Source organism: Thermobaculum sp. T2p (assembly GCF_059335935.1).
In genome coordinates this window covers 79,509-91,263 of sequence record NZ_JANZYQ010000001.1, presented here as the reverse complement: position 1 = coordinate 91,263, position 11,755 = coordinate 79,509, and the positions used below count along the sequence as shown (strand labels likewise).

Sequence of the window (11,755 nt, the reverse complement as noted above, 5' to 3'; positions counted from 1 at the left end):
GCCCGCGGGCGAAGGAGGTAGATAACCCACCAAATCGCCAAGCATCACACGAGTCACCAGATCTATGGTTAGGTAGAAGACTATCGCCCCAATGCCTGCAACTACGCCCACAGCAAAGCTCAGAGGTAGCCACTTGGAGAGGTAGCGCATTCCCTCTAGGTCACTTAGCCCACCCAGCGGCCTACGTAGCCACGACTTGATCTCATCTACTATGCGAATGTGGTTCGACACCCTACCATGGGGGTCGTTACTTGGTTGCCCATCTAGATCGGGTTTCATAGCGCTAAGTCATTGTACTACATCTATGACGACGACCGCATACCTAGCAGTTACTCATGGGGCAGAGGCACTATACGAGTGAGGTGCACGTGCTGGTCCGTGGCCCAAATAACGCCGTCAAAGGCTTCCTCCATGCGCAGACGGTCGCGCGCCGGCCAGGATTCCACCACATCCGAAAGCACGGCCGTCTTGAGCACCAACTCCCTGTTACCAGTAGCCTTGGAGAGATCTTCCTGTTGTTCAAGCGCCGTGTCCAGATCTACGTCCTCCGTCCAATCAAAGCTAGCCCAAATGGGCATTCCCAAATCGCTCTTCTCGTCTATCAGCTGTCTGAGGGAGCTAGCACGGCCCTTGAGAGGGTCGAGCTCCCGGACGAAGATCATCCTGTCCTCCTGTTCTAGGCGTCGGACATCTAGACCAAACCTTGAGTATGCCGACCTGAGCCCCTCAGCGTTGATATCCTCTCCTATATAGAACTTTGCCAGCAGAGCGCCGCGTGCCTCACCCACCTGGAAGAAGGCAGCATCCACCCTGTGCATCAACTCTTGACTACCCACAACCGCGACCAGCCTATCGGGAGTGCGGATGAAGGAGTTGAGGAAGCCGGTGAGCGTGCGCGCCTGCTCCCTGCCGCGGATGAACTCCTCTAGAGAAGAGCGGCGTATGCGCCACACCTTCCCCAACTTCACGCACGGCAGCCGACCCTCCCTGCACCATCGGTAGATGGTCACAGGGCGCACACCTAAGTACTGGGCCACCTCTTCTACCCCTAGCAGATCCTTCTCCGGACTCTCCATCAGCTCACTTCCAACCAATCTTGACCAAAGCGTATTGACAGGCCGTGGCCTTTTCTGTACTATTTAGTACTAGAGTGTACTTTTTTATACATTGAGTATCTCTAATACCAGGCTACTCGAGACTACACAGCAAGAACGTAGCCATGGAGCTGTGTCTGTTGGCGTTGCTTTCTCCATGATATAGGATTTGCTGTTTTTCCGCGAGGGCCTTGCTAGGGGGGATTGTGTCTGCGAAGATAGTGCTGTTTGAGGACAACCCCGACATTCGGGAGTTCGTGAACATGGTACTCCGAGAGGAGGGCTACGAGGTGGTGGTCCCGGAGAGCTTGACGGAGGCACTGGAGCACATCGAGCTCCACGGGGCCGATCTGTTCCTGCTGGACTCCCAGGGAGACGACCCTCAGGCGGCGATCGATAGCCTGCGCCTAGGCTGTGAGCGCGCCGGTTCAAAGGTAACCACCGTAGTGTTCACCGCCTACACGGTCAGCAGGGAACAGGCACTGGAGATGGGCTGCGCTGGTGTGATCCCCAAACCGTTCGACCTGGACACGCTGCTCTCCCAGATACAGCAGTACCTCCAGCTCTCCAGGAATCAGGAGGCGGCTAGCTCTCAGGAATGAACACCTGGGGACGCAGCATCGAGGGTTCCCACCTGACGGCAAGTAGCGTCAAGATCACCGTGATGATCGCCCCGAGGACAAGCGCAGCGGTGGGTGTAAGCCACGCTGCCAGCGCTCCAGCCAGCAGGTTTCCCACAGGCATCATTCCCAGACCCGCGAGCACCCAGATGCTCATCACCCTGCCCCGCATGTCGTCGGTGACTATCGCCTGCAGCAGGGTGTTGCCCGTGGCCATATAGGTCACCATGCCCCAGCCAGCGAAGGGGAGCGCCAGAAGCGACAGCGGCAGCCACCTGGAGACAGCGAACACCACGACGGCGGCCGCGAACACCAGCTGTGCCGTGACCATCAGCCTGCCCTTGTGGGGAGTATCTCCGATGCTGGCCAACATGAGCGCGGCGATGAACGCCCCCACCCCCATCGCCGTCAGGAACAAGCTGTAACCCATCGCCCCCGCGTGCAGCACCTCCTTGGCAAACACCGGCAGCAACGTGGTATAAGGGAAGAGAAAAATGGTCTGTACCACCGCCAGCAGCACCACCACGCGCATGAGCCCGTGCGACCACACGTACCTCCACGCTTCCAGGAGAGAGTGGACTATTCCTCCAGAGTACGCTACCCGGTGTTGCGGCGGGTACTTCGGGTGGATGATATACATGGCAAGCGCGAATACGAAGTAGCTTAGGGCATTGGCGAAATACATCGCGGCCGTGCCCAGCAAGTTCAAGAGGGCTCCCCCTATCGTAGGGCCCAGGATCCTAGTGAGGTTGAACTGCGCTGAGTTGAGGGCTATGGCGTTCATCAAGTACCTCTTGCCCACGATCTCAGGCACGATCGCCTGAAACGCAGGATTGGTCAGCGCCCCCACTACTCCCGACAGGAAGGACAACAGCATCAGGTGCCACAGCTGGATCCGACCCACGAAGATCAGCAGGCCGAGCGCTCCAGCGATCACCCCCAGCAGCACCTGGCTGACGATCAGCAGCCACCGCTTGTCCACCCTGTCCGCTAGCACCCCGCCAAGCAGCGATAGGAATAGGTTAGGTATGGTGGCACAGAACCCCACCAGCCCCACGTAGAACTCGGATCGGGACAGCGTGACCACCAACCATCCCTGTGCCACCGACTGCATCCACATTCCCGAGTTACTGATGAGCGCGGCAAAGAAGAACAAGCGATATTCAGGCAGATGCAGCGAAGCAAACGTCCCCTGCGGGGCCTGTACCGTGCTGCGCTCCTCGAGTGATGAGGAGGCGATCGCGGACTCCGCATAGGGAGACTGCTCAAGGGCCGCTAATTCCCCATTGCCGTTGGCGCGGCTGGACCGTTGACGCTGCTGAGACATAGCATCATTATATCTCAATGCCTTCGTGGTAGCTCAACTACCCAGCAACAGCATTAAAATTCCTTCATCCCCCGATACGAGATATTCAGTCAAGTTTCATGATGATTACGTATAGTAGTTATGTGCATTTTGTGCAATAATGCGATATATAAGTTTTTATTTACGCCTCGATGCACCTAAGAGGCTTGTTGAGTTCGGAGGGATGTCTAATGATCAACAAGGTATATCTGTGCCTGTCGCTCTGCCTAGCGCTCCTAGCTCTCCTCGCGCCCCGCACCGCCCTTGCCGGGATATCGATAGCTGACGAGCAGGCCCGGGCTTTGAGCGAGGTCAACCGCTACAGGCAATCGGTCGGGATGCCGCCGGTCACCGCCACGACCGCTCTAAATACTGCTGCCCGCAAGCACGCAGTGTACATGCTGGAGACTGGTGAGATGGACCACTACGAGACCCAGAAGAGCAGCCCTTACTACGTCGCATACAGCCCCTACGACCGGGCCGAACTGTTCGGCTACAGCAACTCCTCGGTGACCGAGAACATTAGGTGGAGCTCCGAAGGGTCTGTGGGCACGCGCACGTACATAGGAGTAGACAACGCCGTGCAATGGTGGATGACGGGGATCTACCACCGCTTCGCGATCATCAGCCCCCGCACGGAGAACATAGGCTACGGCGTCTACTACAAGGACGGTAGGTCCGCCCAGGTAATGGACTTCGGCAACGATTATTCCCGCACCGGTCCTATGGTGCGATGGCCGCGACCCAATCAACGAGGCGTCGGCACCTACCTGGACGGTGAGTACCCCAATCCCGTGGAGCAGTTCGGGGGAGACTTCCCCGTGGGCTACCCGGTATCGATCACCTGGTACAGGGGGACCGTGCGCTACACCTCCATCCAGATGGTGCGTGCCAGCGACGGTAAGGTGATCCTAGGCTACAGGCTTAGCCCTCAGAACGATCAATTTCACCAGTGGTCTACCAGCCTGAGCTTCATTCCCAAAGACCCTCTGGACTACAGCACCACCTATACAGTTACCTTCAAGGGAGTTTACTCTCCTACTGGAAGCTCTAGTGATGAGCGTAGCTTCAGCTATACATGGTCCTTCACCACCCAGCCTCCCCCAGGGGGACTGAGGAGCAGCTCACCGGTCGACGGTGCAACCGGAGTGTCCCTCACCCCCACTATCCGGCTGTACTTTGAGCGCGGCCTGCGCAGCTACACGCTCGTGCCCAACAGCTACGTCGGCAGCTACTGGCAGGCGGTGGGGATCAGCCTGAAGAGATCCGATGGCACCAACGTGGCGGTAGATGTGGCGGAACCCACCGACTCCTACACCACCAGCATCTCGTTGCGGCCAGTCAACGCTCTGAGCCCCAACACTTGGTACACCCTGTACTACCAGGTCTACGACCGGTGGGGCAGGCCCGTCAGGGGGCAGGTGCGCTTCGCGACCGGCGGGTGAGGTGTGTTACATTGCAGCATACAGGCTGATCAGGTTACCGTCCGGGTCCCGGAGCACGGCGTACCTTTGTCCCCAGAAGGCATCCCAGGGCTCCCTATAACCCTCATAGCCACCGGCAACGACGCGCTCGTAGATCCGATCGACCTCGGCGGGGGAGGAGCACTCAAAGGCCAACTCTATCCTGTGACCTCGGGGCTCCTCCCATCGCTGATAGACCTCCCGCAGAAGCTCGACCTCGTCCCAACACAGGCGTACGCCTCCTAGGTCCAACTCCACGTGCGACTCCAATGGCTGTCCCTCGGGCAGGGGCAACCCCAGTAGGCGATAGAAAGCCAGAGATGTCGCCATGTCCTGGGTGGCTATACCCACCACTCCCAGCTTGACGCTCATATCCACCTCCATATTAGATTGATCGGCCATTATATCAACTCTCAGCGCGCAGGAGAGGCAGCGAACTTGTTTAGAATGTTGGCTGTCATGCGCTCTATTCTGGGATCGGCCACACCGGGTTTGTCCAAGCCCCAGCCCCACCAGATGGATCCCGCATCAAATACCCAAGCCCCACTCTGGGTCTGGTAGATGCTGGTGTTGCCGTGCCCCACTAATTCCCCGTGCTTGTAGATGGGGGAGTCGGCCAAGAGCGTATAAGACCTGGCCTGGGGCTTGGGGACATGGGGATCATAGGTGTCGTACTCATAGCCCACGAGACCCTTGACCTTATCGCCGTCATGGAAGCCGGTGCCGGCGTATACCCAGCTATCTGAGTGGATGACCACGTAGTCGGCACCATCCTTGTCCATACCGCCGTAGTTGAGACCAATGAGCGGTTGCTCGGGCTCGCTGACAGGCGGATCTGGCCAGTTGACGGTGCTGTCCTTGCCCTTGACGGGATCTATCTTGGCGCTCTTGTAGCACACGATTATCCTGTCGGGCACGCCAGAGCTGGAGGGCGCAAAGCGTATGTGACGGAAGACGTCGTTGCCCCCGAAGAACGCCAGGTTCACACCAGCGTCACGCGCCCTCTGCACGTTCTCCCGCATCCGGCGGGACCAGTACTCGTCGTGCCCTATGCTGATGAAGGCCTTGTGGTGCTCCAGCAGGTCGCCCCTCTCCTGGGTGTCCAAGTCCGTGGAGTAGGTGACGTCGTATCCCATCCTCTCGACCCAGGTAATGAAATAGATGTCCCATTGCAAGAAGTGATCGGCACCAGTGCTATCAAAAGGTCTATCGAAAGATACCTCCACGGCCCTGGTCTCTCCCGAGACGGTCCTGGGGCCGTAGCTGTTGAAGGAGTATAGGCTCTTGCCAGTGCGGTGGTCCCGAGGATAGTCGTTGTAGGCCTCGTAGGTCGTGAAAGGCGCCTGCACCAGCAGGTCAGAGTGGCTGGCATCGTCGCGCACCACGAATGGTATGTAATTGTCGTACCCCTGGGAGTTAGTGAGCTTCGCCAGGTAGTAGCCACTGATCCAATTTGTGGGTACGTGCAGTCGCCATGATGGCCGCCAATGACACTCGATCAAGCCCGTACGCGCGTCCATGGGACACTCCGGCTGCGATATGCCCGCCAGCTTGCCGGAGTGAGCCACCAGCCTGCCCCCCCTGCCATCGTACCAGCCGATCCGGTACACCGTGATGGTGAAAGGCTGCGGCGGGTTGGTGGTGACGTAGAAGGTGATGTCCTGCCCAAGGTTGACGCTGGTGGCGGAGGCGTAGCCCTTGATCTGCTTGTGGACATCATCGGCCACCTTGGCGTGCACCGTCGGGCCTATGTCCAGCTCGCGCTTGCTGAGGGCGTCCAGGCGAGAGAGCTTCCAGCTCTCAGTGCCGGGCAGAGAGTTCTCCCGACTTACTGGATTGTTCTCCCGCGATACCACTGGCGTAGGGGGTTGCTCTGATACCTTTACAAACACAGGTTCCCTCTTGAGCTTGCCCCCTTTTCCGGCTCCTTTGGCTATGCCGGTGGAGATGGCCTGGGGCTCCTCCTGTTCGACCTCGCCTTCCTTCCGGGACCTGCCATTGTTGCGGCTGACGTGGTGCCATGGACCGCTGCAGCCGGTGAGAAGCATCGAGACGACCAATAACAGCACGACCATTCGCCGCATGCGCACAACCTCCAGCGAAAAAATATCACCGATAGATACGACTCGAATCAGGTCTGCAGGTTCCATCTAGAAGGTAAGAATTCCGTTAGAAACAGGCTTCTGATATCATGCAATGAGTCCTTCTGGGAGGTGCTTGCATGGCGAGAGGAGGGGAGAGGTGGTTGGCCACCGCCGAGGTGGTTCTGCTCTTCGCCCTGGTGGTAGTGCTGGCGTGGTTCATAAGGCGCTGGGAGGGGATAAACCTTTGGCAGGCACGCACTCTAGGGTACCCGATACTGCCACAGCTCTTGTTGCTGTTGCTGCTGCCGGGGTTGGCGGGCGTGCTCATGGGAAGAGGTTTCCGGATATCTGGTGTCTCGCTCTCCCGACTCGGGCCACAGGCAGACCTGGGCCTCACATCGCTGATCGTCTTCGGCCCCGCCTATGGGCTGGCTTTCCCACTCATCATACTGCTCAAAACCTCTCCCCAGCTGCTGCTGGGCTCCCTTATTCTGTGCGCCACCTATGTACTGAGTGCCCCGCTCCTCTGGCTGCTGCTCAGAAGATACAAGCTGCAGGCCCCGCTGGACGGCAGCGCTCGCGACCTACTCCTGGTCATCAGCTGCATGCTGGTCTCGGCTGTGGCGATGGGTGCAGCATGGCGCTTCACCGCCCTGGTGGGAGCGGTGCTCTATCCCTTGGTATTTGTGGGCATAGGCGAGGAGGTGTTCTTCAGGGGATACATCCAGGGAAGGCTGAACGAGATCTGGGGCAGGCCTTGGAGGCTGGGAAACATCAGCTTCGGCCCGGGGCTGCTCGCTGCCGCGCTGCTGTTTGGCCTAGCTCACCCCCTGGTCGCCGCGGACCCGTCCCGGTGGGCGTGGGCGCTCTGGACCTTCGCAGCGGGGCTGCTGCTGGGATACCTACGGGAGCTCTCCGGCGGAGTGCTCGCCCCAACTATAGCCCATGGAGTGCCCGAGATAGTGCCCTACGTGATCGGCGCGATCTACTCCTAGCCCTCTCCTGGGACGCCGGAGGTCTGGGCAGGACTCTTACCAGCCAGCTCACGGCGCACCACTGGAGCCACCTCAGTGCCCAGCAGCTCTATCGCCCGCAGCACCTGCCGGTGAGGCAGGGTGCCCACAGTGAGCTGTAGGAGAAAGCGATCGTGCCCAAAGATCTCGTGTTGGAAGAGGATCTTCTCGGCCACCTCCTGGGGGCTCCCCACGAAGTCCGCCCCGCGTAGGGACCGCGAGAACTCGAACTGCTCGCGGGTCATCGGCGGCCACCCCCTCTCACGACCTATGCGATCCATCTGGGCCTTGAAGGCAGGGAAGGCTATGTCCGCCGCCGCCTGCGAGGTATCCGCCAAGAAGCCGTGGGAGTTGATGCTGAGCCTGGGAGTCGGGTGCCCAGCGCGCCTGGCGGCCATCCTGTGCAGCTCCACTAGGGGCGTGAACCTCTCCGGCATGCCTCCAATGATCCCCAGAGCCATCGGCAGCCCCAGCATACCCGCTCTCACAGCCGACTGGGGCGTGCCCCCTACCGCGACCCACACCGGCAGGGGATCCTGGATAGGTCTTGGGTACACTCCCATATCTTCCAAAGGTGGCCTGAACCTGCCTTGCCAGGTAACCCTCTCTGAGCTTCGTAGCAGCAGCAATAGATCCAGCTTCTCCTCAAACAGGGCATCGTAGTCCCGCAGGTCGTACCCAAACAGGGGAAAGGATTCCACGAACGAACCCCTACCTACCATGATCTCCGCCCTGCCTCCGGACACCAGGTCAAGCGTTGCGAACTGCTCGAACACCCTCACCGGATCGTCCGAGCTCAACACGTTCACGGCACTCGTGAGCCGGATGCGCCGGGTGCGCGCTGCTATGGCAGCAAGCACGACTGCGGGCGCGGAGACGATGTAGTCCGGCCGGTGATGCTCTCCCACCCCAAAGACGTCCAAGCCCACCTGGTCCGCTAGCTCAACCTCCTCCAGCAAGCGCCGCATACGCTCCTGAGGAGATATAAGCTGGCCCGTCTCGGGGTCAATGGTCCGCTCGCCAAACGTATATATCCCTATCTCCATACCGACATTTACTTCTAATATACTAGCTACTAATTTATAGTTACCACTTTATAATACCTCAAAAGGCACGCTTGTAGTATCATGTAGCTGTAACAGCTACATGGAGCAAGAAGATGGCCAGAGATGAGCTACCCGAGCTATGGGAGCTCGCCGATACCCTAGAGTTCGCTGTCAGGGCCATCCGCCAGGGGGCGCTGCACTCCGGGGAGATGAGCACGGACGATGGAGGCATCGCACGCTTCGACCCCTTGGGAGCCATAGAAGAGGTGATCTTTTACCTGCGCGAGCTTGAGATGCGAGCTCGCCAGCAGGGCTGATCACCTGGTGCGCGTGACCTTGGTCAGGCCCCTTGGGGAGTCCGGGTCCAGCCCCTTCACCTGTGCTAGATGCAGCGACAGCAGCTGTCCCGGCAGGATAGAGACTATCGGGCTCAGCCACTCGGGCACGCCTTCAGGCAGCGGGCAGTACACGTTGGCTAACCCCTTGGCGTCCTTCGAGTCCGAGATCACCAGCAGCTCGGCGCCGTATGAGTGCAGGTCCCGCGCCAGCTCCAGCACATCGCCAAACGCCCGGCCCGAGGGCATGATCAATATCACCGGCAGGCCCTGATGGACGGTCGCTATCGGGCCGTGACGGAAATCGGCCGAGGAGTACGCCGTGGCCATTACGTAGGTCAGCTCCTTGAGCTTGAGGGCGAGCTCGAACGCCGTGGCGTAGTTGAATCCCCGGCCGATCACCACGCACTGCTCCATGAACCTGTAGCGCTCGGCCCGGCGCGACACCTCATCGGAGATCTCCAGCGCTCGCGCCACAGCGGCCGGTATCTGCTTGACCTCCTCCAGGTGCGTCCGGCTGCCGCTCCAAAGCGCGCCCAGCAGCGCCATCACCAGCAGTTGGGCCGTGTAGGTCTTGGTCGCCGCCACACTCCTCTCGGGTCCGGCATGGATGGGGATCACCCAGTCGGCGGTGTTCGCCAGCGGCGAGTCGGGAGCGTTGGTGATCGCCAGCGTGGGCCTTCCCTGCCTCCTGCCCTCCTCGAGTACGGCTACGATGTCCGGCGACTGGCCGGATTGCGACACTCCTACTACCAGCGCGCCCTCTAGCCTGGGAGGCGTCTGGTACAGAGTGTACAACGAGGGGGTGGCCAGGGCCACCGGAAAGCCCGCAAGGGAGCTCCACACGTACTGTGCGTAGGTCGCAGCGTGGTCTGAAGACCCCCTGGCAGCTATCACCACGTAGCTGAACTCGGGTATCTCGCCCGTGATCCCCTCAACCCTCTCCAGCTCCCACTCCAGCAGCGAGGAGAGCACCTCCGGCTGGCTGTAGATCTCTTCCTCGAGGAAGGTGTTGGTGGGCATGACTCTTGCACCTCCACAACAAAGATAGTCTATACTACACGCAAATTCGAGTGGAGAGGAAGCCCATGCCCAACATAGATGTCAGGCGCATCCGGCTAGGTCCATTGGATAACAACGTGTACGTGGTCTTGGATCCACAGACCTCCACTGGGGTGATAGTGGACGCATCCGATGATGCTCCCACCATCGCCCGGGAGGTCAAAGGAGTGCGAATCGTCGCCATATTGATCACCCATGGGGACCAGGACCACGTCGACGCTCTCGAGGAGCTCAAAAGTCTGTTGGGAGTACCGGTAGGAGTACATCCCTTGGATGCTTCCAGACTGCCAATCGAGCCGGATATCGAGCTTGAAGACGGCATGGATATAACGGTAGGCACCCTCTCGCTCAGAGTAATCCACACCCCGGGACACACCCCAGGCAGCGTTTGCTTCTACGCCCCGGGATACCTACTCTCTGGTGACACCCTCTTCCCCGGAGGTCCGGGCAATACCTACGGTGACAGGCGCAGGTTCGACCAGATCATCGCGTCCATCAAGGACAAGCTGTTCGTACTGCCCGACGATACGCAGGTGTTGCCTGGCCATGGGGACTCCACCACCATAGGCAACGAGCGCCCCTACCTGGAGGAATGGATAGCTCGAGGCTGGTAACCATCCGACACCAGAGCCAAGCTGCTAACATGTTAGAGAAGCCCAATGCTCGGAAGGAGATCTCTATGAAGCTCAGAGTAGCGCTGTTGCAGCTGGCATCGTGCGGGGAGGATCAAGAGGGCAACATGCGCAAGGGGGAAGATTTCTGCCGACGGGCCGCGGCCATGGGGGCCGACGTGGCCCTCTTCCCCGAGATGTGGAACATCGGCTATACCTTCAATCGCCCGCAGCTGCCCAAAGACCAGGAGCAGATCAACGCCATGCACGACGTATGGAGGGCCCCGCGCTACTGGACGGCAGGTAGCCGAGATCCCGAGGAGGCGCTGGCGGAGCACATAAGGCGCTGGCAATCGATGGCAGTGTCCGACGATTCCGACTTTGTGCGGCACTTCAGGCAATTGGCCAGGGAACTAGACATGGCGATAGCGCTCACCTACCTGCAATCATGGGAGCCCTCCCCCCGCAACGTCGTGTCGATCATAGACCGACGAGGCGAGATCCTGATGACCTATGCGAAGGTGCACACCTGCGACTTCGGCCTCCCTGAGTGGTGTACCACCCCTGGGGATGGGTTCTACACGTGCAACCTCAAGACTAGGGAGGGAGAGGTCAGGCTGGGGGCCATGATCTGCTACGACCGGGAGTTTCCCGAGAGCGCGCGCATCCTAATGATAGAAGGAGCTGAGGTGATCCTCACCCCTAACGCCTGCAATCTGGAGGAGCACAGGTTGTCACAGTTCAAGGTTAGGGCCTTCGAGAACTCGGTCGCGTTGGCGATGGCCAACTACGCGGCCCCGCAGATGAACGGGCACTCGTGCGCCTACCATCCAGTGGCCTTCGACGCACGTGGAAGATCCCAGGACACGACGGTGATCCTGGCGGGCGAAGCCGAGGGGGTATACCTGGCGCAGTTCGACATGGACGAGATAAGGGAGTACCGGGAGCGCGAGGTGTGGAACAACGCCTTCCGCCGTCCCCACAAGTACGGCAAGCTGGTGGAAAAAGGGATCGAGCCCCCGTTCGTGAGGGTCAACGCCCGCGGCGAGAGATACGATCCCAGCAAGAGGTAGGGCGGGAGC

At 59.8% G+C, this 11,755-nt stretch carries 12 protein-coding genes and 1 pseudogene; 6 read left to right on the top strand and 7 right to left on the bottom strand.

Going from position 1 to position 11,755, the window contains the following annotated elements; all coding sequences use genetic code 11:
• A pseudogene (locus N2245_RS00510) lies at nt 1-279 on the bottom strand (hypothetical protein); the annotation flags it as partial.
• A gap of 50 nt (nt 280-329) precedes the next feature.
• A complete protein-coding gene (locus N2245_RS00505; RefSeq protein WP_494534771.1) occupies nt 330-1,076 on the bottom strand; it encodes a helix-turn-helix domain-containing protein in 747 nt (248 codons plus the stop codon).
• A 224-nt stretch (nt 1,077-1,300) separates the two neighbouring features.
• Between N2245_RS00505 and N2245_RS00500 the strand changes: the two genes are divergently transcribed.
• The gene (locus N2245_RS00500; protein ID WP_494534770.1) at nt 1,301-1,696 is read left to right on the top strand and encodes a response regulator; all 396 of its coding nucleotides are present in this window, start codon (nt 1,301-1,303) and stop codon (nt 1,694-1,696) included.
• Here N2245_RS00500 and N2245_RS00495 read toward each other — a convergent pair.
• Nucleotides 1,680-3,041, bottom strand: coding sequence for an MFS transporter (locus N2245_RS00495; protein WP_494534769.1), 1,362 nt, complete (start codon nt 3,039-3,041; stop codon nt 1,680-1,682). The genes N2245_RS00500 and N2245_RS00495 overlap by 17 nt on opposite strands.
• A gap of 209 nt (nt 3,042-3,250) precedes the next feature.
• Here N2245_RS00495 and N2245_RS00490 point away from each other — a divergent pair, with 209 nt between their 5' ends.
• Nucleotides 3,251-4,504 (top strand): Ig-like domain-containing protein, encoded by a 1,254-nt coding sequence (locus tag N2245_RS00490; RefSeq protein WP_494534768.1) that lies wholly within the window; start codon nt 3,251-3,253, stop codon nt 4,502-4,504.
• A 6-nt stretch (nt 4,505-4,510) separates the two neighbouring features.
• Here N2245_RS00490 and N2245_RS00485 read toward each other — a convergent pair whose 3' ends face one another.
• Together N2245_RS00485 and N2245_RS00480 are read right to left on the bottom strand one after the other, a co-directional pair.
• Nucleotides 4,511-4,894, bottom strand: a complete 384-nt coding sequence (locus N2245_RS00485; RefSeq protein ID WP_494534767.1) for a VOC family protein — start codon at nt 4,892-4,894, stop codon at nt 4,511-4,513.
• Nucleotides 4,895-4,935: 41 nt separating this feature from the next.
• Nucleotides 4,936-6,606, bottom strand: a complete 1,671-nt coding sequence (locus N2245_RS00480) for a N,N-dimethylformamidase beta subunit family domain-containing protein (RefSeq protein ID WP_494534766.1) — start codon at nt 6,604-6,606, stop codon at nt 4,936-4,938.
• A gap of 137 nt (nt 6,607-6,743) precedes the next feature.
• Between N2245_RS00480 and N2245_RS00475 the strand changes: the two genes are divergently transcribed.
• Complete coding sequence (locus N2245_RS00475) at nt 6,744-7,601, top strand: CPBP family intramembrane glutamic endopeptidase (RefSeq protein ID WP_494534765.1); 858 nt, start codon at nt 6,744-6,746, stop codon at nt 7,599-7,601.
• Here N2245_RS00475 and N2245_RS00470 read toward each other — a convergent pair.
• The gene (locus tag N2245_RS00470) at nt 7,598-8,665 is read right to left on the bottom strand and encodes an LLM class flavin-dependent oxidoreductase (RefSeq protein WP_494534764.1); all 1,068 of its coding nucleotides are present in this window, start codon (nt 8,663-8,665) and stop codon (nt 7,598-7,600) included. The two genes, N2245_RS00475 and N2245_RS00470, sit on opposite strands and share 4 nt — an antisense overlap.
• Before the next feature lie 113 nt (nt 8,666-8,778).
• On the opposite strand from N2245_RS00470, the gene N2245_RS00465 reads away from it, so the two are divergent.
• Nucleotides 8,779-8,982 (top strand): hypothetical protein, encoded by a 204-nt coding sequence (locus tag N2245_RS00465; RefSeq protein ID WP_494534763.1) that lies wholly within the window; start codon nt 8,779-8,781, stop codon nt 8,980-8,982.
• Here the strand turns inward: N2245_RS00465 and N2245_RS00460 are convergent, their stop codons facing one another.
• Complete coding sequence (locus tag N2245_RS00460; protein ID WP_494534762.1) at nt 8,983-10,023, bottom strand: SIS domain-containing protein; 1,041 nt, start codon at nt 10,021-10,023, stop codon at nt 8,983-8,985.
• A gap of 65 nt (nt 10,024-10,088) precedes the next feature.
• Here N2245_RS00460 and N2245_RS00455 point away from each other — a divergent pair, with 65 nt between their 5' ends.
• Complete coding sequence (locus N2245_RS00455; protein WP_494534761.1) at nt 10,089-10,676, top strand: MBL fold metallo-hydrolase; 588 nt, start codon at nt 10,089-10,091, stop codon at nt 10,674-10,676.
• The gene (locus tag N2245_RS00450; RefSeq protein ID WP_494534760.1) at nt 10,655-11,746 is read left to right on the top strand and encodes a carbon-nitrogen hydrolase family protein; all 1,092 of its coding nucleotides are present in this window, start codon (nt 10,655-10,657) and stop codon (nt 11,744-11,746) included. Before N2245_RS00455 ends, N2245_RS00450 begins: the two co-directional genes overlap by 22 nt.
• Nucleotides 11,747-11,755 lie beyond the last annotated feature (9 nt).